Here is a 23262-nt window from a genome sequence, read left to right on the forward strand (position 1 = left end):
TATGACAACCGCCGCCATCTCAGCCATCCACCAAGTCCGCCGCATCGACGTCCTTGAGCGCACCGCGCAAAACCACATGCGCCACGCCAAGCCGCAGCACGATTTCCGCATCGCTGGCCGACACCACCTCCGGCCGCGCGGGCCAGCGCGACAGATCAAGCCGGTAGCCCGCGCGCCAGCCGTCAATCTCCGTCACCCCGCCATAGTCGATGGTAAAGGTGACATCGCCCTCTCCCGCGCGGATCACGTTGTGCCCGGCCCCGACAAAGATCCGGTCGTCGCCGCCGTCCGAGGTGACGGTATTGCGCCCCGGCCCGGTATGGATCTCCGACCCGCCCGGCCCGTCGCTGATCTGGTCGTTGCCGGGGCCGCCGTGGATGCGGCTGCGGCCCTCGCCGCCCCGGATCACGTCATCCCCTGCCCCGCCGTCGAGTATATCGCGCCCATTACCACCAATCAGCGTGTCATTGCCCGCCCCGCCAAAGAAGCGGTGCACATCCTTGCCCCGCTTCGACTTGGCGATCAGCACGTCATCCCCGGCGCCGCCGTGAAACTCCGCGCCGCCGTATTTGGGCCCGATCATCACATCGTCACCCCGGCTTCCGCGCAGGTTCACCGTCACCCGCTCCGAGGTCTCAAAAGTGATCGGCGTATCGGGATGGGCGACGATGGCGATCTCCTTGGACGTCGCGCCATCGCTTTCGCGGCGCGCCACCACGGTGGCGATGCGGATATTCTCCACATGCGCCGGGGCATGAAGCACGTAGTCATCCGGCCCCGCCATGTACCAAAGCGTGTCGCGCCCGCCGTCCGGCTCTTCCACGATCTTCTCGGCGTCCGCGCCGTAGGCCCAGTAATCGTTGTCGGCGTTGCCCCCTGCCATCACCACGCTGCCATCAAGAGACATCATCGCGTTCACCCCCCGCTCGGGGTTCTCGAAGCCGCGCAGATCCAGGCCGAGGTCGAGCGCGTTGTCCACAAGCTCTCCCCGCAACGCCTCCAGCGGTCCGCTTTCCGCCAGATTCCGCGTCTCGCCCGGATCGTCCACCAGATCGTAGACATGTTCCTCGCCGTTGGGATACCGGAAATAGCGATAGCGGCTCAGCTCCGGCCCCGCGGGCCGCACCGACAGCGTGCCGAACACGCTCGTGACCGGCGACTTGCTCCGGTCGAAATGTCCGAAACTCTCATCCACCAGCGGCAACAGGCTCTGCCCCGAGACCCAGTCGGGGCGATAGGGCAGCCCCGCCAGATCCATGATCGTCTTGGGAAGATTGTGAAGCGACACCGGCATCTCCACGACCGCGCCCGCTTCCATCCGCGCCGACCAGATGCCAAGCGGCACATGCGCCGCGCTGTCCCACTGGCTCATCTTGTGGAAGCTGTCATGCGTGCCAAGGTTGAACCCGTTGTCCGACAGCAGGATCACCGTCGTGGACTGCCCAAGCGGCGAGGCTTTCAGCGCCTCCATGAACCGCCCGATTTCATGATCCACATGGCTGATCGCGGCGAAATAGGCGCGCACCACCTGCCGCCAGGCATGATCGCCCGCCTTCTCCGGCGTCCACGGCCCGTTGGTGATATAGGCCGCCTCATAGACTGCCATCCCCTCCTGCGGGCCGAAGTAATCCTCCGGCGCGGCATTCTCGGGCCAGACGATCCCCTCGGGGTCATAACGCTGATAGAAGCGGTCGGGGCATTGCAGGTTGTAGTGCGGATGCTTGAAGCCAAGTTGGATCAGATGCCGCCGCGCCGGGTCGGCCCGACCCAGATAGTCGATCGCGTTCTGCGCCACCTTCCAGTCATAGAACTTGTGATCCTGCGCCCCGTCGTCGTCGGGATGATTCACCCCCGAAATCCCCGGCCCTTTGCCGAGGTAATCCTTGACCTTCTCGCGCTTGCCCGCGTCCTTCGCCTCCGGCTCCTCGTGAAACAGGATGCGCTTGTAGGCGTCGGGCATCGGCTTGTAATTGCTGTCCACCTTGCCGGTGGTGAAATTGCGAAACCCCGCCCGCCGCAGGTCGAACTGCCAGCCCGCCGTGGGCGGCAGCACATCGCGCCAGAACCGGTTGAGATCGACAAGCCCGGTCCGGAACGGCGACAGCCCGGTGGCCAGCTCCGCCCGGCACGGCGCGCATAGCGGCACGGTGGCATAGGCATTGGCAAAGCGCACCCCCTCGGCCATGAAGCAGTCGATATTGGGCGTCTGGATCGTCAGGCCAAAGGCGTTGCGCCATGTCACCACGTCGATCATGTCGTCGATCCAGATCACCGCGATAGTGTCGCCGGCAACGCTTCCCCGGTCGAAACTCATGCGTCTGCCCCTTCCACATGGCGGCACGCCGCCGTTAGCATTCCGCGCCCTTCCGGCGTGGCCAGACAATCCGCGTCGATCCAGAACAGGATGTCATGGATCACCGACGCGCCCAGCGTCTTGACGATCCCCTTGCGATGCGACCGACAGCCGATGAAAAGATCGCTCGCCCCGGCCATCGCGGCGGCCAGTGACAGGCTCGCCGGCCCGCTCTGCACGTCCTCGAAATCGCCCCCCTCGTCGGCACGCGACAGCGACAGCGCGCCAAGCGCATAGGACGCCGCGACCCATTGTGCCCCCGCGCGCGATGGCATCCGCACCCCCGCCGTCGCGTCCTCGTCCTCCCAGATCAGCGTGCCCTCCTTCTCCGACAGGAACAGGTAGTTGTCATGCGCCCCGGGGTTGAGCGTGACAAGCGTGCGCGCCTCGTGCTCGGGGCTCTCGAACCGCACGGCGACGGTGAAATGCCGCGCATCGACAAGCGCGTTTTCCGCCACCAGCCCGGCGTTGACCTCCCGCTCGAACCGGAGCCCGCCCCCGTCGCTCAGCCCGCCGCCCGCATTGGCCGTCACCGGCACCGCCGGGATGCCAAGGCCATTCTCCGGTGTCCAGCCGATCACCGCACCGCCGTCGCGCGCGATGGCCTCGCCCCGCGCCGCATACCATACAGCTCCGTATGTATTGGGATGCTCCGCCCCCGGCACAGGCTCCGCCACCGGCTCCCAACGCAGCAAGGCCCCTTCGGGCAATTCGAGGTCGAGGAAGATCGCGCCATCCTCCTCCATCAATGCACCGGCAACGCGGCTGGCAGGGCCCAGCGGTGCAACCGCCCCCCCGTCCGCGACTCCATCGACCATTCGTCCCGCAGCGCCCCGCGATTGGCAGGCCTGCCATCGCCAACCGGCTCGTGTCCGATGGCATAGCAAAGCGTCAGATCCCCCTCGGGCACCGTGTCACAGCGAATCAGAACATCGTTCCGATCCTCCTTGGCCACCGACACATCGGTAATCGTCGCGCCGTTCGTCGCGCCCTCAAGCCGGAAACCGCACCCCGTGCCGGCACCCATCGGATCGCCGTGATCAAGAATGAAACGCCCCATCCCCTGCCCCCGGCAGCGGATCACCGAACCGTCCCCCTCCCGCTCCGCCAGAAGCAGCAGCGGGCAGGTCCAATCCTCATCGGCGTTCACCGCCTCGATCGCGGCGGCCTCCATCTCTGCCATCTGCACCCGCGCCTCCGCCGTGGGGCGCCCGAACCGATCCTGCGCGAACATGTATCCTGGCGCGGCGAACACGATGTCATGCCCGCCCCGATTCCACGCCATTTCCCATTGCGCGCGCACCACCTCACCGTCCGACATATCCGCCGTCCCGGCCTCATATATCAGCGTGAACAGCGGCTTGCGCAGCCCGTGATCGGCGAAAATATCCGTGATCTGCGCCATCAGGTCATACATGCCCCGCCGCCATGTGGCGCCGTCGCTCACCACGTCCTCAAGCGTGAAATCAAGCCCCACGCTCAGCACCTTCGCCGGCAGGCCAAGGCTTCCCGCCGCCAGAACAAGGTTCTGCACCGTGCGCCGGAAATTCGCCAGCGCCGCCCCCTGCAACAGCGCCCCCACCGACGCCGAACTGTCGCATTCGGCGCGGGCATAGATCACCGGAAGCGCCCGGTGCGCCCCGTGCCGCCGCGCCACGATCTCATCGGCGATCAGGCTGTCGCGGCTCTGCTCGCGCGGGCGCTGGATCAGGTCGGTCGCCTGCACCGCCTCCGTGCCCGCCGCACCCGCCGGGCCAAGGTCATCGCCCGTCGTCACCACATGATAGCCAAAGCGCGGCGCCTCATCCCCGGTCACGGCCCGCCGCGCCCCGCCAAGGCTCAGGATCGCGAAGAGCGCCCCGGCCGGGTCGGCGATCACCTCGGGCACCGCGTCGCCGGGCAGGCTGATGCGCCGCCGGAACCGCCGCACCCCCTGCGCACCGGGCAGGCGCGCGTCGAACAGATACCACTCCCCCGACTGCGCCACGCTCCACGCGTCGATATCGCCAAGCACCGCCGGGTCGATCCACCCCTGCTCCGCCGCGCCAAGCCGCCGCCCCAGATCGGCGACCACCGCATCCGAAAGCGTCATGCGCAGCCCCGTGGCGTCATAGCCGATGACATCGCCATTGCGCGCGCGCAACAGAACGCCGCGGTCTTTCCGGTCGGGCGTGTCGGTCATCGCTCCCCCGCCTGTTCCGCCTGCGCGCAAAGCGTTTCGGCATCCTGCCGCAGCCGCGACACCAGCGCCTCGAACTCCGCCTCGCTATACTCCAGCGGCGGGTTCGACATAAAGGCAAACTGCCCCCAGTCATACGTCGGCGCCCACTCGCTTATCCGCGCCAGTTTCTTGGCGGCCACCTCGACGCCATTGTCGCGCATGATCAGCGTCCGGATCATCCGCCCGTCCACCTGCCGCTGCGCGTTGGCCTGCCTCAGAACCTCTCCCTGCACATCGCTCAGAGACGGGTTACGCCGCGCATCCTGCGCGCCGTCCCACGGCAGGCCCAGCGCCCGGACCATCAACTCCACCACGTCCGGCGCATCCTCATACGGAAGCTCGACAACCGCCTGCGCGCCGACCATCTGCGCGATCCGGTCACGCTGGCGCGGGTAGTCCTGCACCGCCTGCGCATAAGGCTGCTCGAAAAACTCTTCCATCTTCAGCGGGGTCTGCCACATGTCCTTCGCCGTCGGGTGATCGAAATGCGCCCGGCTGCGCCGCATCTCCACCGATTGCAGGTAGAAGCTCCGCCGCCAGTGCGCCGCCTCGCGCGTCACGCACAGCAGGGTGACATCATGATCCGCCAGCAGGCCGGTGACGGCATCGGCGACCGCATCCGTCACGCCCGGCATTTCCACGTAGAGGTTTTCATCCGACAGCACGACATGACCCGAATGTCCCTCAAGGGCCCGCAGCCGCGTCTCAAGCGCCTCGATGTCCCCCGCGCGCAACGCCTCGCCCAGCCACGCATGGGACGGATCGCGCGGCGTGGTTCCCACGCCCGGATACCAGACCACGGCGCCCGGCTCGGCATGATGCCGCAACATGTAATCCTGAAAGGAGGTCGTGCCGGTTTTCGGCAGCCCCACATGCAGCGTGATCCGCATCTATCTCTCCCACGTCATGATCGTATCTCCCGAACCGCTTGAACCATACGCTTGCGTATGCCGAACCGCTCCGGGCCATGCGATCTTTGTCTCCGGCCCTCTCATGTATCATGATACGGCCTCCATTTCCGCAACAACCGCTGAAACCCACCGTCCTGCGCAAGCTCCAGAAAGCGCGCCGCCATCGGATGGCCGCGCTGATGCAGCCGCGTGCCCATCTTGCGAACATAGCGAAAGCTGCCCGCCCGCTTGCCGCGATAGGCCCGGCGAAACGCCTGCCGCCCCGTCCGCCCGCGCAGCAGATCAAAGAACACCTCCTGTAGCCCCATGTCCACAAAGGTCTGAATCGCCGCGTGCCCCGAACCGTGGATCGGCACCCGGCGATACTGGGCGGGTTTGGGGAAAAGCGCCTCATGCCGGCGATCCTTGCCATGCAGCGGATCGTAGAGCAACATATACTCCCGCGCGCCATCCATCTGCGCGGCCAGATCGTGGCGCCAGCCGTCCATCGCCGCCCACTGCGCGTCATAGCGGCGCTCGAACGGCACAACGGCGGGGTCGATCGACACCTGCGGCGACACCGCCACCGCCCGAACCGCGCCAAGCGTGCGCGCCCCCAGAAACGCGCCGTATCCCCCCATGGAATAACCATAGGTGCCGATCTGCACCCCCGGCCCGACAAAGGCCCGCGCCGCCGCCATCGCGTCGAAGAAATCCGGATACTGGTGCCAGTCCTCGGCGGCATGGCAAACGCAGATATGCGCGATGCCCCGCTTGGCCAGCGACCGCGCGCCCCAGCCCGGCAGGGCGGGGTCGAACGGATAGTCGACCGGGGGAAACACGACCAATACGGGATCGCCGCGCGCCGGCTCCGGCCCGGAATACTCAAGCCGCACATGCCCGCTTTCATAGATCACCTGCCGGTGCCGCCAGCCCGGCACGACCGCCGCGTCCGCCGCTGCCGCAGGCTGCGCGCTCATTCCGGCGGCCTCGCCCATCCGCGCTCCCCCGCTGGCAAGGCCGCGCGCATCCGGTCAATGACGCCCCTTGAAATCTCGTCGCGCAGGTCGGAGCGCGCCAAAAGGCGGCACACCTGCGCCGCGCGCCGCGTCATCGCCTCGCACTCCTCCTGATGGGCCGCGCACCATTCCAAAACATCCTCCAGTTCCTCGACCGACTGGCCGAAGGGCACGTAATGCTCCCACGGGCGGAAATGCGCCGTGGCGAAGGATTCGAAATCGCAATCCATCACAAGGCCAAGCGACCCGCTGTTCATCGTCCAGTAGAAGCTTGACCCGACATCCGACCCCGGCAGCACGAGGATATACTTGAAGGTCTGGAACTGCTCGCGCGGAATGATCGGCCGCTCAAGGCGGTCGATGAACGGCTCCTCGCGGATCGTGAACCTGTGGGCGTTGGTGAATCCCACGTCAAAGCGCGGATCGTCGCCAAACCGCTCCAGCACGGCATAGCGCGACATGGTGCGCAGCACCCGAAGCGCCTCCTCCTCACCCATCGTCCCGGCCTTGTAGCGCCGCAGCAACTCCACTAGCCGGATCTGCCCGCCGCCCCCGGTCTTGCCAAGCCGCCCGCGATTGCCCGGCCCCCCGCGCCAGGCCACCCGGTCTTGCTTGTCGCGCCACGGCACCCGCTCCGGGTCCAGCCCGCCAAGGAAATCTGGGCTGTCCAGATCCTGATATTTCGGCAGCGGCCAGAGCACCCGCCCCCATGGTCGCGCGACGGGGCGGTTGAAGGCGAACACCGGCGGCGCGCGCATGTCCTCGGTGACGATATTGCGCCCCCGGTGATCCTGCATGTCCACCAGAAAATCGAAATCCGCCCCGGCGCGGAGGACCGGCTCCAGCGCCCCGCGCGTCTTCCAGACATTACCGTGATTGGGGTTGCGGATCGCCCAGCGGGGCTTGCCCTCGCGCGGCCCCTGATACCCGTTGAACGGATAGGGCCCATCCCCGGCGTGATCCCATGCCAGCGTCATGCCGCTGCACCCGCGCCGTGCCGCCTCGAACGCATCCGCGTCATGCGAGAATGCGCAGGCGGAGATATCGCCCAGCTGATGCGCGATCGAGGATTCGACAAACTCCTCCACTGAAACCATACCTGCCCCGCGGTCTTGTGCTGTTCTTGCGGTTCCGCCACTTGGCGGCACTTTAGGCCCCCACACCCCGCCCGCGCAACCGTTTGCGCGTCACAAGGCCCCTACCCGAGATAATCCCGAAGCACTTCGGGCGGATCGTCGAACAGCGCCCCGGTCTCCCGCGGCGGATGCGCCACCCCTTCGGCGACAAGGATCGTCTGCTCCGCGATCCGCCGCGCATCCGCCGGATCGTGGCTCACCAGCAGGAGCGTCGCGCCCGTCCCTCCAAGAAGGGTCGCCATCAGATCGAGCATTTCGTTCCGAAGCGCGGGCCCCAGCGCCGAGAATGGCTCGTCAAGAAGCACGACAGGCCGGTCCTGCACCAGCACCCGCGCCAGCGCCGCGCGGCTCTGCTGTCCGCCCGATAGCGTGCCGGGCCGCCGCGCGCCCATCCCCGCAAGGCCCACCCGTTCCAGCGCATCCTCCACCTGCGCCCGCTGCGCCGCGCTCAGCTTCAGGTCGGGCCGGATGCCCAGCCCGACATTCTGCGCCACGCTCAGATGCGGAAACAGGTTGTTGTCCTGAAACAGGATCGCCACGGGCCGCGCCCCCGGCGGCGCATGGGTGATATCGCGCCCCTGCCACAGGATGCGCCCCGACTCCGGCGCGAGGAACCCGGCAATCGCCGCCAGAAGCGTGGATTTGCCCGCCCCCGATGGCCCGATCACCGCGACCCGCGCGCCTTCGGTCACCTCCAGATCGGCGGCAAAGCCGAACCCCTCCTGCCGCAGCCGCAGCCCCTCAATCGTCAGCGCCATACCGCCCCGCCTTGTCGAACCCCCAGAACACCGCCAGCGTCAACGCCAGAAGCAAAAGCCCCGCGCCCGACGCCGCCTCTGTCCTGTATGATCCCATCAGGCGGTACATCTGCAAGGGCAATGTCGCGCGCTCGGGGTCGGAAAACAGCGCGATCACCCCCAGATCGCCCATCGACAGCGCCGCCGCCAGCCCCGCCGCGAACCCAAGCGGACGCCGCAGGCGCGGCAACAGCACCAGCCGAAGCCAGTGCCGTCCCCGCAGGCCAAGCGAGGCCGACAGCCGCCCGTAGTCGGCAATGCAATCGCGCGCCGCCGGCGCCAGCACCCGCAGCGCGAACGGCAGCGACATCACCGCATTGACCAGCGCCGTGACCGCGAGCGCCCATGCCCCGGGATCGGCGAACGGATAGACGATGATGAAAAGCCCCGTGCCCATCACCAGAGGAGAGGCCGCAATCCCCATCAGCCCCGCCGCCTCAAGTCCCTGCCAGCGGGCAGAGGCCACCGCCATCGGCAGCGCCAGCGACAGCATCAGCACCGTGGACACCAGCGCCACGCCGATCGAATACCCCGCCGCGCGCCAGACGTCGGCGGGCATCTGGCCAAGCCCCTCGATCCCGTCGCGCAGCACCATCGCCAGCGGCACGATCAGGAACAGCGCCGCCGCCCCGATGAACGCCGCGTCCATCGCGCGGAACCCGGCCCCCCGCGCGTCCCAGCGCCGCACCGGGCGGCCCATCCCGGCGCCGAATCCGCCCTGCCCCGACAGCCGCAGCGCAATCAGCGCCGCCGCCCCCGCAACCGCGATCTGAAGACATGACAGAAGCGCCGCGCGCCCCAGATCGAAATCGAAGCGAAAGGCGTGATAGATGGCAAGCTCCACCGTCGTCGCGCGCGGCCCGCCGCCCAGCGTCAGCACGACCGCGAAACTCGACAGGCAGATGGCGAAGATCACCGCCGCCGCCCCCGGCACCATCCGAAGAAGCATCGGCCGCTCCAGAACCCGCCACATGTCGCCCGGCCCGAAGTCCAGAGAGGCCGCCAGCCGGAACCTTTCGGCCGGGATCGTCTGCCATCCCTGAAGGATAAGCCGCACCGCCAGCGGCAGGTTGAGGAAGACATGCGCCAGCACCACCCCGAACAGCCCGTAGATCTGCACCGCCGGCATGCCCAGCGCCTCCAGCCCGGCATTGAGCACACCCCGCCGCCCGAAGACCGCCAACAGGCCCAGAACCGCCACGATCACCGGCAGGATGAAAGGCGCGCCCAGAAGCGTGATGAACGCCTGCCGCCCGGCAAACGCCCGCCGCGCCAGCGCCCGTGCCACCGGCACGGCCAGCACCACGCTGAAGACCGCCGAAAGCGCCGCCTGCATGACCGTGAACCGCAGCGCCGCCCAGTCGGACGGCGACAGCCCCCGGCCCGCCTCCGCGCGCAGGGCAACCGCCGCGAGCGTGCCAAGGATCAGCGCCGCGACAACCGCCGCCGCACCGATCCCCGGCCAGACTCGCGCTACTGGCTGAGCGCGCGCTGCCACTCGTCAAGCGCCTCCTCGCGCAGCGCGGGCACCTCCTCGGAAGGCAGTAGAAGCGCCCGCTCCGGCGCGATCAGCGTTTCGAACCCTTCGGGCAGCCCGCCCTCGGGCATCACCGCCGGATACATCCAGTTGGTGGTGGGAATGATCGACTGGAACGCATCGGTGACCATGAACCGCAGGAAGGCGTCGGCCAGCTCGGGCTGATCGCTCCCGGCCAGCTTCGCGGCGACCTCCACCTGCATGTAATGCCCCTCGTCAAAGGGCACGGCGGCCTTGCTGTCGTCCTCTTCCGCGATCAGGTGATAGGCTGGCGAGGTGGTATAGGACAGCACCATGTCCGCCTCCCCGTCAAGGAACAGGCCATAGGCTTCGGACCACCCCTTGGTGACGGTCACGATATTGTCGGCCAGCCCCTCCCAGATCTCGGGCGCCTCGTCGCCATAGGCGGCCTTCACCCACATCAGCAGGCCAAGCCCCGGCGTGGATGAGCGCGGGTCCTGTATCACGATCTTCAGATCGCTGTCCCCCAGCGCCCGGAAATTGCCCGGCGCCTCAAGCCCGGCGTCCTTGACGAAGGCGAAATAGCCCCAGTCGAAGGGCACGAACACCGGATCGTCCCAGGCCACCGGCAGATCGAACTCCGCATCCACGTCATGCGGCGCGAAAAGCCCGGTCTCGCGCGCCGACTGGATCAGGTTGGTATCGAGGCCAAGCACCACATCCGCGTCGCTCCGCTCCCCCTCAAGCCGCAGCCGCGCCAGCAGCGACGCGCCATCGCCCACCGCCACGAGGTTCAGATCGCAGCCGCACGTCTCTTCGAAGGCGGCCTCCACCTGTGGGCCGGGGCCCCAGTCGGGCACGAAACTGTCATAGGTATAAACGGTCAGTTGGGGCGTCTCGGCCACGGCGCCCGTGGCCAGAACAACTCCCGCGGCAAATGCAAATGCCTTCATGGCATCCTCCTTATCTGCGACGGGCGGAGCGAGTCAGGAGAATTCCAAACCTTCCCTCCGCCGGTCTTAACCGGTTCAGGTTCAACGGGTTCGCAAGATGTGCATCTCAGCCTTCGTCGAAGGCACCCCGAGGTGGTGACAAACTTATTCATCCTCGGGGCCGAACACAAGTCCCGCACCCCCTGCGCCGCGACAACCGGACCGGCCCGCGCCATCGCCCACCGACGCGATACCGACAAAATACCGACGTTTTACCGCATGGCGTTTTGCAGCGTTAACAACAGCTTGCGCCCGATTCGTGTCCGCCGCGCTCCCTGTGGCGTCCCCCAACCCTCTTGAGCCGCCCGCGCCGCCCCGCTAGACCGATTTGAAAGGAGCCCGCGCCATGTCGATCAACACCTTCGGTCACCTCTTCCGCGTCACCACATGGGGCGAAAGCCACGGCCCCGCTCTCGGCGCCACGGTGGACGGCTGCCCGCCGAACGTGCCCCTCTCGGCAGAGGCGCTCCAGCACTGGCTCGACAAGCGCCGCCCGGGGGTCAACAAGAACACCACCCAGCGGCAAGAGGCCGACGCGGTGCGGATTCTTTCGGGCGTTTTCAACGGAATGACCACCGGAACCCCGATCCAGCTCATGATCGAGAACACCGACCAGCGCAGCCGCGACTACGGCGATATCGCCCACACCTTCCGCCCCGGTCACGCCGACATCACCTATCACCTGAAATACGGCAACCGCGACTATCGCGGCGGCGGGCGTTCCTCGGCGCGCGAAACCGCCGCCCGAGTCGCCGCCGGCGGCATCGCCCGCGCCGCGCTGGACCACCTCGCGCCCGGCCTTGAAATCAAGGGCTACATGGTCGCGATGGGCGAAATGACCCTCGACCGCAGCCGCTTTGACCGCGACGCGATCGACCGCAACGATTTCTGGCTTCCCGACGCGACATCCGCCCCGGAGTGGGAGGCTTACCTGCAAAAACTGCGCAAGAACCACGACTCCGTCGGCGCCATGATCGAAGTCACCGCCCGCGGCGCGCCCGCCGGGTTGGGCGCGCCGGTCTATGGTAAGCTCGATACCGATCTGGCGGCCGCGATGATGTCGATCAACGCCGTCAAGGGCGTGGAAATCGGCGAGGGCATGGCCGCCGCCGGCCTCACCGGCACGGCCAACGCGGACGAGATTTTCATGGGCGAGGACGGGCCGGAGTTCTCCTCCAACCACTCCGGCGGCATCCTCGGCGGCATTTCCACCGGGCAGGAGATCGTGGTCCGCTTCGCGGTCAAGCCGACCTCCTCGATCCTGACCCCGCGCCGCTCGATCCGCACCGACGGCACCGCGACAGAGGTGATCACCAAGGGCCGCCACGATCCCTGCGTCGGTATCCGCGCCGTGCCCGTGGGCGAGGCGATGATGGCCTGCGTCCTGCTCGATCACCTGCTGCTGCATCGCGGGCAGATTGGTGAAAATCAGGGGCATATCGGTCCGTAGATGACCGCGATCCTTGGCATCACCTTTCCCATCTACGCGCTGATCGCGCTGGGATATGTCATCGTCCACAAGGGCGTTTTCGAGGCCAGTGACATGCGGACGCTGGGCCGATACGTGCTCAACCTCGCGCTGCCCGCCCTGCTGTTCACCGCCGTGGCCAAACGCGACGTGGCCGAGGTGTTTCAACCCGATTACATGCTGGTCTATGCCTTGGGCGGCCTTCTCACGGCGGCGCTGGCGTGGGGCGTTCTTACCCTTCAACGCACCGACCCGGCGCGCCGCGCGCTCGGCGTGATGGGCTCCATCTGTCCCAACAACGCCTTTGTCGGCTACCCGATCATGCTGCTGGCCTTTCCCGATCTGGCGGGCATGATCCTCGCGCTGAACTTTCTTGTGGAGAATATCCTGCTCGTCCCGCTAAGCCTTCTTCTGATGGAACTGGCGGCCGGCGGCGGCGGGCGCGGCCCCCTGCGCACGCTCGGCGGCATCCTGCTGGGCCTTGTGAAGATGCCGATGATCATCGGGCTGCTGGCCGGGCTGGCCGCCTCGCTCGTCGGTCTGACGATCCCCGGCCCGGTGGACCGGGTTCTGTCGATGCTTGCCACCTCCGCCGCCGCGCTCTCTCTCATCGTGATCGGCGGCTCTCTGGTGGGGCTGCCGCTGTCGGGCAATCGCGGGCTGGCGGCGCAGATCGTCGCGCTGAAGCTCATCGCGCAGCCCGCGCTTGTGGGGGCGGTGCTGCTCGCACTCACGGCTGTGGGCGCGGTCTCGCTCACCCCCGATCTGCGGGTGGCGGTGGTGCTCTCGGCGGCGATGCCGATGTTCGGAATCTACACGGTTCTGGCGCAGCGTCACGGCCTTGCCGGGGCCGCCTCTCTGGCGATGCTCGGCGCGACCACCGCCGCATTCGTGACGCTCAACGCCCTGCTCTATCTGCTGACCTGACCGCCCTGCCGGCGCAAAAGGCAACGGTCGCCGTGGTAACGCTGCCCCTGAGGGCCTGTTTTCGGTATTCGATACCGACGCAATACCGACGTTTTACCGACGTGATACCGAAACCGGGTTTTTCCGCAAAATCAGCGTGTTAACCCGGTTTTCGAATCACCTGTCCGAAACCGACGATGTGCGCGAAATCACCACCGCTTCGGCGATGGTCCGCTCGCTGTCCTCGCCCGGATGCCGCGCCCCCCGGCGATAGCGCTCCGCCGCCGGCCCGATCAGCACGATCCGCTTCACCCCGTCCAGCGCAAGCTGCCCCACAAGCCGCCCGATATCGGCCTGACTGGCGCGGATCACATCCGGCGCCACCACCTCCGTCAGCGCGTTCACCGCCCGCACCGTCGCGGCATCGTCCTTGCCCACAACGGGGCGCTCATCCACCCCCAGACGCGGGCCGAACGACAGCTTGTTGTGCGCCATCACCTGCCGCATCACCGCAAGGCGCGAGGGCGTATCCTCTTGAACAAGAAGCGAAGTTTTCTCCTGCGTCAGGCAGGTCAGCAGCGACAGGAACCCGATCCCGGCGCCAAGATCCAGCACTCGCTCGCCGTCTTCGATGAAGCGGTCGTTGAACCGCGCAAGCCGCCGCTGATACTTCCCCCGCATCACCTGATCGAGAGTATTCTGCGCGAAGATCCGCACGTCGGCGGGCAATTCAAGGCCATGGTTGGGCACCCATTCCACTGTCGCCTCCGCCGACAGGTCGATCTCTCCCGGCACAAAGCCGTCGCCGCCCTCGGTCACATCCGCGAACTCCGGCGCAGGCTTGCGGCGCCGCTCGCTGGCCGGTCGGGCGGCGTTCTTCTGCTCCACCTCCGACATCAGCGCGGCGATCTTCTCGGGGTCTCGGGGTTTGGGCGGCTTGGCCGAAATCTGCGTGATCGGGATCTTGGACGCCTCGATCAGGGACGCCTTAAGCTCCTGATACCCTTCTGTTTTCCGGTATTCGTCAAGCCGCTTTTCGACACGTTCCAACGCGGCGTAATGCAACTCCGACAGCACCGGATCGGTCAAAAGCTCCGCCATGATCGCCTTCGTTTTCCCAGCATAGCGCAGGATCTTGTCGTCCCGCACCTCGTTGCGATCCTGAAGCGCCCAGTAGTCGGCGTTATACTTGTCCTTCTTGTTATTCACGTTGCCGCGAAACTTGCGAATGGCATAGCTGTCCACGGACTTCACCGCATAGTGGTTCATCTGCGCCCACTGATAGCCCACAGTCCGCCGGATCGACCGCCAGCCGCGGAACTTGAAATACTCCTCCATCGGCTGACCGGAGCCATTAAGCCATTTGATTGTCTCGGGAAAGTCGGTCTTGAGATGCTTGGCCTTGATCGACGGGCGGTGAATCCCGAGCTTCCAGTAATGCGGGTCGAACCTGAACAGCGTCTTGACCCCCCAGCCCTTGTTCCATGTCGGCGGCGCGGCATAAAGATACTGCTCCGTCACCGGCTCCCGGCTCCAGTCCACGACATTGCCGGACCCGAAAATCCGCCATGTGATCACGATGCCATTCGCATCCCCCGCCGCATCCAGCATGGAATCGAGCGTGCCATCGCCATGGTTGATGCAGAGGAACTCATCGGCATCGAACAAAAGCACCCAATCGGCCTCACCCACCAGCGGTTCGACCTGCGCGTGCTTGATCGCGGACGGCTGCGGCTTCACCCCTTCGGGGATCACGTTGCGACGGTGATAGCCCAGTCCAAGCTCTTCCAGCCGGATCAGCATGTCATCGGTGCCGTCGGTGCAATCGTTTGTATAGACTAGGATTTTCGTGAAACCCACGGCCAGATGATGGGCACACCACTCCAACAGGAACGGCGCCTCGTCCTTCATCATCGACACCGCCAGAAGCTCCCCGTGGCGGCTTTTGTGAGGTTTGAGGTTCACGCGAACCCCCTTGGTTATTTCAGCGCCTGCGACGGGTCGATGCCGATCTTCTCGCACATCCGCGCGGCATAGGAACCCGGCGGCGGCACATGTTTTTCCCACCATGGTTTGGTGCCGTTCGTGTAAAGATGCACCGATAGTGTATTGTCGGTAAAATGCCCCTCCACGTTGCCATGCGGGTCATAAAAGATATCGTTGAGCTGGAAGGGCACCGGATAGAGCACATCACGCGGCAGCGCCTTTTCGAACTGCCCCGCCTGCTTGGCGAACCACGTGAACGCCTGCGGGCCAAAGGCCGTCCGCTCCGCCTTGTAGATGCGCGCGGCATGGCTCAGCGTCGGGTCGGCCTTGTCGTATTTCCTGCGCTGGTTCTTGTTCCACCATGGCGGGTAATCCGGCAGGTTGTCGTAATAATCCAGTAGCTGATCCATCATCTCGCACTCCCGCGGCAGTGCGACCACCCCGCAGTTGAGCGCCCCTGACAGGCCGTGCTCTCCGAAAATATACTCCTGATCGTCGGGAAAGGGTTGATGGCAGAAGGCATCGCAGTCGATCCAGATCGCCCCGGTCTCCCGGATCATTTTGTAGCGAAAAACATTCGACAGGAAAGATGCGCTCGTGGTCGCCACAAGATCCATGTCGATCTGCATGATATCGGACGCGGGCCGCACCTCGACCCCTTCGGGTGCATTCTGCACATCATCAGTGCAGTAAAGCGTCGTGGGATGCCCTGCCTCGACATGACTCTTGAGACACAACTGATTGAGATAGTGGAGCTTTTCACCAATCCACAGCGACGCTACCGGACGTCGTTCACTCATAACCTGCCCTTTCCTCTCGACACATTGGGATGCGTTCGTCTTTGGGCGCACGATACAGGGGTTGTTGAAGCCTTGTAAACATCCGCCCGGGCCCTGCCCGCCATCCTTATCAGCGATATCCGTCAAGAGTTGCAAGTTGACAGGCAAGCCTCTATTTCCCGTGCAGTATCGGCAAACGGACAGGCAAGGGCGGCGCACCGTGGCGAACCATCTTTATCAAGGCGATCTGCCCGACAACCTCGACCTCGGCCCGATCGTGGCCATCGACTGTGAAACCATGGGGCTTAACCCGCATCGCGACCGGCTCTGCGTGATTCAGATGTCCGGCGGCGACGGCAACGCGCATATGGTGCAGGTGGCAAAGGGTCAGACGCAGGCACCGAACCTGTGCCGCATGCTCGAAGATCCCAATGTTCTCAAGCTCTTTCACTTCGGCCGGTTCGATATCGCCGCGCTCTATCATGCCTTCGGTGCGCTGGCCGCGCCGGTCTACTGCACCAAGATCGCGTCGAAACTCGTGCGCACCTATACCGACAGGCACGGGCTCAAGAACCTGCTGCAAGAGCTTCTGGGCTTGGATATATCCAAGATGCAGCAGATGAGCGACTGGGGCGCCGAAACCCTGACCGCGGCGCAGCTCGACTATGCCGCCTCCGACGTGCTCTATCTGCACGACCTGCGCACGGCGCTCAACGCCATGCTGGAACGTGAAGGTCGGACAGAGCTGGCGCAGGCCTGTTTTGACTTCCTGCCGATGCGGGCCAGACTCGATCTGACGGGCTGGCCGGAAATCGATATTTTCGCACACTGAAAGGCACCCCCGGCCTGACCCTTGCAAATGCCGGGACACGAGAGAATGAAGGAAACCGGGCTGACATATTCGCGCGTGATCGCCTGGCTGAAGATCCTTCTGCCGATCGCCGCACTGACACTTCTGTCGACCCTGTTTCTCTTTTCGCGCAATGTCGATCCCACCGCCTCGATTCCCTTTACCGAATTCGATCTCGAAGAGCGCGCCCGCGAGCAACGGGTCACCTCGCCCTATTTTTCTGGCAGGTCACGCGATGGGCACCTCATCTCGCTCTCCGCCGACTCCGCCAGACCCGACCCGGATCAATCCGGCGTAACCCTCGCAGAAAAGGTCGAAACCCATATCGAGTTCGCGGACGGGGCTGAGATCGGATTTTTCGCCGACACCGGCAGGATGGACAGCCAGGGCCAGGGCCAGATCCTGACTCTGTCCGGCGCAGTGCGGATTGAATCCTCGACGGGCTACGTCATCAAGACCGACCAACTGATCACCGATCTGCAAAAGGCCGAAGCGATCAGTGAGGGCGAGATCACCGGAACCGGACCGGCTGGCCGCTTCACCGCGGGCCGGGCCGAGCTGACGCAGGATGCCGAAACGAACGAGATGTATTTGGTTTTCACAAATGGAGTGAAGCTGATATACACACCCGAGAAAAAATGAGGTCGTCCGTGTTCATCACCCGTGTGTTATCCATCGCCCTTCTGTCGATGCTCCCGTTTCTGGCCTCTGCGCAGGGCTTCGAGGTTGCCTTCGGTGACGTGCAGCAGGATCCCGACACCCCGGTCGAAGTCACAGCCGACAGTCTTTCTGTCAATCAGAAGGACGGCAGCGCCACCTTCACCGGCAATGTGTTGATCGGGCAGGGAGAGATGCGGATTTCGGCCCCCGTCGTCGACGTGTTCTACAACGAGGACACAAGCGGGATTTCCAAACTTATCGCACGCGGAGGCGTGACCGTTGTCAGCGGCGAAGACGCCGCCGAGTCCGATGACGCGGAATATGATCTCGACAACGGCATGATCCGCATGTCCGGCAACGTTCTTCTGACTCAGGGTGACAACACCGTCAGTTCCGACAACATGGTGTTCGATATCGACGCCGGCACTGCCCAGATGACCGGGCGGGTGAAGACGATCCTCCGCCCAGAGGGCAACTGATGGCACAGCCCGATTTGACCGTGACCGACGGAAGTTCCGGCCTGCGCATTTCGCACCTGCGCAAAGGCTATCGCAAGCGCGTGGTGATCCGCGATTTCAGCATGGAACTCAACCGGGGCGAAGTGGTGGCGCTGCTCGGTCCCAATGGCTGTGGCAAGACCACGACTTTCTATGCCGTCGCCGGGCTGATCCTGCCCGAAGGCGGAACTGTCACGATCGACGGGCGAAACGTGACCTCGATGCCCATGTATCGCCGCGCCAAACTTGGCATCGGCTATCTGCCGCAGGAGATGTCGATTTTCCGCGGGCTCAATGTTGAGGACAACATTATCGCCATCCTCGACATCACCGAGAAGGATCGCCATAAACGCCGCGAGCGGCTGGAGGAGTTGCTGAGCGATTTCTCCATAGAGCACTTGCGCCGCGCCCCGGCGCTTGCCCTGTCCGGCGGGGAACGTCGGCGAGTCGAGATCGCCCGCTGCCTTGCCGCCAACCCGCGCTATCTCCTGCTCGACGAACCCTTCGCCGGGGTAGATCCAATCTCGGTTGGCGACATCCGGCATCTGGTGACTGATCTGAAAAAGCGCGGGATTGGCGTTCTGATCACTGACCACAATGTTCGCGAAACTCTGGAGATCGTGGACCGCGCCTATATCCTGCACGATGGCAAGGTTCTGATGTCCGGCACACCCGGAGAGGTGGTCGAAAATGAAAACGTGCGCCGAGTCTATCTTGGCGACGATTTCCGGATTTCCTGACGTCGTTCAATTTCGCGACAGGCAAGACGGAAGTTTGATTCACAACATTGACAAGCCCGCAGTGTGTGTCCTCAAATAGAACCATGACACGAATGGAACTCGCCCCGCTGATTGTCGCGGATTTTCCTTCAAGTCCCGTTTCCGGGCAGACTCTGGACGTGTCTTATTTCAGCATTCGGACCTGAGCCACCCCGGCGCCCCGCGCCGAGGGTACGGTCCGGCATGTTACCGCAAAGGAGACAGGATGCTCTACCAAATCACCGGAAAGCAGATCGACATCGGCGAGGCCCTCCAGACCCATGTGAAAGACGGGTTCGACTCTGTCATTAACAAATACGCTGAGCGCCCTACCGACGCCAACATCATCTTTTCCAAGAGCGCGCATGAATTCGTGTGCGAGGCGACGGTTCACCTGTCCACCGGGCTGACCGCGCAGGCCAAGGCCCATGCCAACGAAATCTATGCGGCTTTCGACAGTTGCAGCGACAAGATGGAAAAGCAGCTCCGCCGCTATAAGCGCCGACTGAAGGACCATCATCGGGAACGTTCGGAACCTGTTGAACTCTCTGGCGCATCGTCTTATATCCTCGCGCGCGGCGAAGAATCGGAAGAGCAGGAACCCGATTCCCTGCAACCGATCATCGTTGCGGAGATGGAGACCAAGATCCCGTCGTTGTCGGTGGGAGAGGCTGTCATGCAGATGGAACTCGCCGGGGCGCCGGTTCTTGTTTTCCGAAAAGAGGGACAAGACGGTTTGAACGTGGTCTATCGCCGTGAAGACGGCAATATCGGCTGGATCGATCCGCAGATGTAGGGTAATCGGGGCGCCCCGGACCCAAGGATACAGGCAGAATGGACCTTTCTACGATCCTCAAGCCGGAGGCGGTCAAGGTCATCTCGGCCGCCTCAAGCAAAAAGCGTTTGTTGCAGGATTTTGGCGATGTGGCCGCATCCGCTTATGGGCTCAACGCCTCGTCCATAGTGGATGCGCTGCAAGAACGCGAAAGCCTTGGTCCGACCGGCGTGGGCCATGGTGTGGCGATCCCGCATGCCCGCAACAACCAACTTGACAGTGTCGTCGGCGCCTTCATCCTTCTGGAAAAGCCCGTCGATTTTAACGCGGTCGATCGGCAACCAGTGGACATCGCCTTTGCGCTCTTTGCCCCGGAGGCGGCTGGTGTGGAACATCTCAAGGCGCTGGCGCTCGTCTCACGCACCCTGCGCGAAAGCACGATCTGCGCGAAGCTGCGGGCTAACCACGATCCCGCCACGCTCTATACCATATTGACCGAGAACCAGAAGTCACAGGCCGCCTGACACTCTGATCCTTGGGGACTATCGCCAGGGTCCGAACCCGAACAGAAGGTAGTCGCGCTGATAAATTTCTGCGACGCGCGATTCGACCTCGTCATCATAGACGTCATCAAGGGCAAAGGGGGTGTCCGGCGCGGCCTGCTCCGGCAGCGGCGCATCCGGCAGGCCAACGCGCGCTGCCAGCGCGGGCAGGGCTGTCTCCAGCTCCTCTTCGCGTAGCACCGCATCGGGCAGGGCAAAATCCGCGAACCCCCGGATCAGGCTCGATTGCGTCGCCCAATGCGCATCCTGCCGCAGATTGGTCTGCCCGGCGAGATTCGCCTTCACGAAATCGAGGAACGCGATGAATCCGGTTCTATGCGCCGCGCGATCGTATTTCGCATCAGGCATTTTCTCCGGAATCGGCAGTTTATAGCGGTTGCGCAGAATTCGCCGGACCTTCTGATCTCCTCCCGTGTTCGGCAGAACCCACTGACAGAAAGCCGCGTGCGCACGTGCCACAGGATGACGGAGCACAGTAAACGACCTGTGGCCCGAATGCGTACGCATCCATTGCCGCAATGCTTTCTGGTTGAACGCGGTTTGAAGCGCGGAGACCGACGTATCGTCCAGCGCGGCCAGCCAGTTGCGCACCTCCTGATCCGGTCCCGATCGTACCGGCATGAACAATAGAGGCGCTCGCGCCCCGGCTACATATTGCGGAACCGACGGCCCCCGGCGCGGTTCGAAATTCGGGGTGCGCGACAGGTTGAACCTGTCGAGATCCGCAATCGACGACTGCATCTCCTCGAAATTCGAGACCTTATCGGAAACGGGGCTGGGATTCTGCGGCTTCAGCTTTCCGTCCAGTTCCCCAAGTTGCTGGTCACAACCCAGATAGAGCGCAAGCCCGTTCATCACATCAAGCGATTGCAGATCCTCGTAGGCGACATAAAACGCGGTCTGACCCGTGCGCTGCAACGTGTTGAGGAGCATCACCTGAAAATCCTGCAACTCCTCCAGATGGGCGCGAAACTCGGCCGCATCGAATGCGACCCGGCTATCCTTGCGTTTGCGCACGTCTGTCAGTTTCCATTGCCCGGTGGCCTGCGCGATCTTCCAGCTTACATAGCTGTCCACAGGATTGCGTGTCAGGATGACCTTCGCGCAACGCGGGTCGGTCAAACAGGGCATGAGAATCCTCGGGTCATGATCGTGAAAGAACCGGAACCCGCCAAGCCCGTCCGTTCGTTCACGGATCGCCTGCACCAAGACCATCGGATTGTCGGTCCGCTCTTCCAGTGAAATGCCAAGGATCTCTTCGCGGTTCGGATAGCCAATGAAGTGCGGATTGAACGCCTCTCCATGGCAGGTCACGCGATCAAGAGCGTTAAGATTGGTTTCGAGGAAGTTCGATCCAGTCCGCATCTCGGCGAACACGACAAAAAAATCAAAGGGTCGCGGCATCGGCACTCACTGCACCAGATAGGGTTTGCGGGGGGGATTCAGGGGGCCGGCATCGTGCTGGGCAACAGCGAAATCCCCCATGAGATAGGGGTGCATCCCCTGATTCTTGAGGTTCTGAAGAAACTGACCGAAGCCGGCAAGATCCGCCATTTTCGGCGCTTCCGTCAGCCGGCGCAGGGTGGTGTGCCCCATCTCGTCGATGATGGTTTGCAAGGGCTCCATCGGGGCTTCGATGAACTCCGCCATGCTCCAGATGCGCACACGTGCTTTGACGTGCGGTGAGCGGAGCACATCAAGATGCTTGCTCTCGATACGTTGAAGTTTTGCCGCCTCTTTCCTGATCTCGGTGAAATTGCGGTTCGACTGGAACAGAGGCACTGCCCAGGCCCCTGAGATCACGGAAATCTGCGCATTCGGATCCTTTGCAATCAGCCAGCTGACCTTTTGGTTGTCGCGCGGTCCGTATTGAAAACACTGCCGCTCTCCGCGCGTGTTCCAGATCAGGTTGGTCAGAAAAGCCTTGGGCCGGTAGTCACGTCCCGCCGCGCTATCGCTGAGCGCGCCGCTGATCGCTGTCTGCCCATGCGCATACTCGACCCGGTCCAGAGCATAGAGATGCCCATGAACCCGTGCCCCCGTCGCCCGGCCGAGCCAGGTTTCGAAATCCTCGAACAGATCGGAAAACCCCTCGAAGACCGAATACCGGGCGGCCGTCACGCCGTTCTCCCAGTCCTCATTGGGAAACCGGCTCTGCATGTAAAGCCCGGGACGCCCACGTGTCCGTCGCTCTACCGCCTTGGTAAAGATGCGGTCGATTTTGGCGGGGTTCGGCTCCGCCATTGTAATCGCCCCCGCAGGATATGTCAGGAAGGCCCGATAGAGCTTTTCGGCGTGCGGCCAGATCTTGCGCGCCACGAAACAGTCGGAGCGTCGAAGAAGTTGCAGATGATCATCATAGAAGATGTGCGGCTTGCCCTGAAAATCGAACTTCGACAGGGTAAGCGATCGGCTCTCGATGTTTGTCGAATAAAGACGCGCCAACGACTGGAAATAGCTTTCATCGGGAATCCAGACCTTCTTGAAATAGGTATCGTAAACCGAACGCTCAGGGTCTTCGAGGATTGCCGAAAGTGTCTGCCGCGTCAGGCACCACCACTGCGATCCCATGTGCGGGGTGATCCCGTTCGGAATCCGCCTTTTGAACCCGACAAGCCGCTGCAAATCCACATATTTGTCGAAAAAGTAGCGATGCCGCCTCCAGGAGAAGGGAAAGCGAAGCGTGAATCTCTCGTGATCCAGCCCACCGACCGTCCAGGGCACGTCCGCCGTTGTCGCGCTCTCGATGAAATCGGTGCGAGGACGCGCGGCAAGATAGTCGATCAATTCCTGAACCGGCCGTAGCGGAAGGCACGACCCCGACGACAGGTAGACGTGCCTGACCGAGGGGAACTCCGCCAGCAACATCTCCGATGCCGATTGCGACGCCGCCACGATGCCCCAACGGCCCCATTCGCACCTATGCCGTTTGCAGAACCGCACGTCGGCCACATCCGACAGTGCCTTGGAAAACAGGGTATAGTCGCGCCGCCGCACGGTGGAATCAACGTGGATCACAACCGGACAACCGGCCGCGGCCCAGTGCCGCGCCACCTGCTCCGCACGACCGAGCGCGGTATGCACCAGCATGACAATGCCCACGCTCACTCTGCC

Annotated in this window: 21 protein-coding genes and 1 riboswitch; of the genes, 8 read left to right on the forward strand and 13 right to left on the reverse strand. The window is 64.1% G+C overall.

Annotated elements, in window-relative coordinates:
• Positions 1-19 precede the first annotated feature (19 nt).
• The 9 genes from BMW66_RS20735 to thiB form a co-directional block, all read right to left on the reverse strand.
• Positions 20-2314 (reverse strand): sulfatase-like hydrolase/transferase, encoded by a 2295-nt coding sequence (locus BMW66_RS20735; protein ID WP_093114832.1) that lies wholly within the window; start codon positions 2312-2314, stop codon positions 20-22.
• Positions 2311-3171, reverse strand: coding sequence for a hypothetical protein (locus BMW66_RS01350; RefSeq protein ID WP_139196102.1), 861 nt, complete (start codon positions 3169-3171; stop codon positions 2311-2313). The genes BMW66_RS20735 and BMW66_RS01350 overlap by 4 nt, the downstream gene beginning before the upstream one ends.
• Positions 3099-4535 (reverse strand): hypothetical protein, encoded by a 1437-nt coding sequence (locus tag BMW66_RS01355; RefSeq protein ID WP_093114834.1) that lies wholly within the window; start codon positions 4533-4535, stop codon positions 3099-3101. Before BMW66_RS01355 ends, BMW66_RS01350 begins: the two co-directional genes overlap by 73 nt.
• Positions 4532-5464 (reverse strand): hypothetical protein, encoded by a 933-nt coding sequence (locus BMW66_RS01360; RefSeq protein ID WP_093114835.1) that lies wholly within the window; start codon positions 5462-5464, stop codon positions 4532-4534. The genes BMW66_RS01355 and BMW66_RS01360 overlap by 4 nt, the downstream gene beginning before the upstream one ends.
• A 101-nt stretch (positions 5465-5565) precedes the next feature.
• On the reverse strand, positions 5566-6444 hold the full coding sequence (locus BMW66_RS01365) for a hypothetical protein (protein WP_175483130.1): 879 nt from the start codon (positions 6442-6444) through the stop codon (positions 5566-5568).
• A complete protein-coding gene (locus tag BMW66_RS01370; protein ID WP_093114837.1) occupies positions 6441-7580 on the reverse strand; it encodes a glycosyl transferase family 90 in 1140 nt (379 codons plus the stop codon). The genes BMW66_RS01365 and BMW66_RS01370 overlap by 4 nt, the downstream gene beginning before the upstream one ends.
• 101 nt (positions 7581-7681) lie before the next feature.
• The gene (gene thiQ, locus BMW66_RS01375) at positions 7682-8377 is read right to left on the reverse strand and encodes a thiamine ABC transporter ATP-binding protein (protein ID WP_093114838.1); all 696 of its coding nucleotides are present in this window, start codon (positions 8375-8377) and stop codon (positions 7682-7684) included.
• On the reverse strand, positions 8361-9914 hold the full coding sequence (locus tag BMW66_RS01380; protein ID WP_093114839.1) for an ABC transporter permease family protein: 1554 nt from the start codon (positions 9912-9914) through the stop codon (positions 8361-8363). The genes thiQ and BMW66_RS01380 overlap by 17 nt, the downstream gene beginning before the upstream one ends.
• Positions 9890-10867, reverse strand: coding sequence for a thiamine ABC transporter substrate binding subunit (thiB, locus tag BMW66_RS01385; protein WP_093114840.1), 978 nt, complete (start codon positions 10865-10867; stop codon positions 9890-9892). Before thiB ends, BMW66_RS01380 begins: the two co-directional genes overlap by 25 nt.
• 35 nt (positions 10868-10902) lie before the next feature.
• A riboswitch (TPP riboswitch) is annotated at positions 10903-11007 on the reverse strand.
• Positions 11008-11252: 245 nt separating this feature from the next.
• On the opposite strand from thiB, the gene aroC reads away from it, so the two are divergent.
• The gene (gene aroC / locus BMW66_RS01390; RefSeq protein WP_093114841.1) at positions 11253-12356 is read left to right on the forward strand and encodes a chorismate synthase; all 1104 of its coding nucleotides are present in this window, start codon (positions 11253-11255) and stop codon (positions 12354-12356) included.
• Positions 12357-13301: an AEC family transporter gene (locus BMW66_RS01395; RefSeq protein WP_093114842.1), complete on the forward strand. Its 945-nt coding sequence runs from the start codon at positions 12357-12359 to the stop codon at positions 13299-13301.
• A gap of 156 nt (positions 13302-13457) precedes the next feature.
• Here BMW66_RS01395 and BMW66_RS01400 read toward each other — a convergent pair whose 3' ends face one another.
• Together BMW66_RS01400 and BMW66_RS01405 are read right to left on the reverse strand one after the other, a co-directional pair.
• Positions 13458-15245, reverse strand: a complete 1788-nt coding sequence (locus tag BMW66_RS01400) for a glycosyltransferase family 2 protein (RefSeq protein ID WP_245729279.1) — start codon at positions 15243-15245, stop codon at positions 13458-13460.
• 14 nt (positions 15246-15259) lie between these two features.
• Positions 15260-16066, reverse strand: coding sequence for a glycosyltransferase family 32 protein (locus tag BMW66_RS01405; protein WP_093114843.1), 807 nt, complete (start codon positions 16064-16066; stop codon positions 15260-15262).
• Positions 16067-16265: 199 nt separating this feature from the next.
• Between BMW66_RS01405 and BMW66_RS01410 the strand changes: the two genes are divergently transcribed.
• The 6 genes from BMW66_RS01410 to BMW66_RS01435 all read left to right on the forward strand — a co-directional run bounded on the left by BMW66_RS01410 (position 16266) and on the right by BMW66_RS01435 (position 20109).
• Entirely contained in the window at positions 16266-16877 is a 612-nt protein-coding gene (locus tag BMW66_RS01410) for a ribonuclease D (protein WP_093114844.1), read from the forward strand.
• 45 nt (positions 16878-16922) lie between these two features.
• A complete protein-coding gene (locus BMW66_RS01415; RefSeq protein ID WP_175483131.1) occupies positions 16923-17537 on the forward strand; it encodes an LPS export ABC transporter periplasmic protein LptC in 615 nt (204 codons plus the stop codon).
• A gap of 14 nt (positions 17538-17551) precedes the next feature.
• Positions 17552-18034, forward strand: coding sequence for a lipopolysaccharide transport periplasmic protein LptA (gene lptA, locus BMW66_RS01420; RefSeq protein ID WP_245729291.1), 483 nt, complete (start codon positions 17552-17554; stop codon positions 18032-18034).
• Positions 18034-18792 (forward strand): LPS export ABC transporter ATP-binding protein, encoded by a 759-nt coding sequence (gene lptB / locus BMW66_RS01425; protein WP_093114847.1) that lies wholly within the window; start codon positions 18034-18036, stop codon positions 18790-18792. Before lptA ends, lptB begins: the two co-directional genes overlap by 1 nt.
• Before the next feature lie 244 nt (positions 18793-19036).
• Positions 19037-19606, forward strand: coding sequence for a ribosome hibernation-promoting factor, HPF/YfiA family (hpf, locus tag BMW66_RS01430; protein ID WP_093114848.1), 570 nt, complete (start codon positions 19037-19039; stop codon positions 19604-19606).
• A gap of 38 nt (positions 19607-19644) precedes the next feature.
• Entirely contained in the window at positions 19645-20109 is a 465-nt protein-coding gene (locus BMW66_RS01435) for a PTS sugar transporter subunit IIA (RefSeq protein WP_093114849.1), read from the forward strand.
• A gap of 18 nt (positions 20110-20127) precedes the next feature.
• Here the strand turns inward: BMW66_RS01435 and BMW66_RS01440 are convergent, their stop codons facing one another.
• Together BMW66_RS01440 and BMW66_RS01445 are read right to left on the reverse strand one after the other, a co-directional pair.
• A complete protein-coding gene (locus tag BMW66_RS01440) occupies positions 20128-21552 on the reverse strand; it encodes a sulfotransferase family 2 domain-containing protein (protein ID WP_093114850.1) in 1425 nt (474 codons plus the stop codon).
• 6 nt (positions 21553-21558) lie between these two features.
• Entirely contained in the window at positions 21559-23256 is a 1698-nt protein-coding gene (locus BMW66_RS01445) for a DUF5927 domain-containing protein (RefSeq protein ID WP_093114851.1), read from the reverse strand.
• Positions 23257-23262: the final 6 nt, after the last annotated feature.

This window comes from Salinihabitans flavidus (assembly GCF_900110425.1).
GTDB classification, from domain to species: Bacteria; Pseudomonadota; Alphaproteobacteria; order Rhodobacterales; family Rhodobacteraceae; genus Salinihabitans; species Salinihabitans flavidus.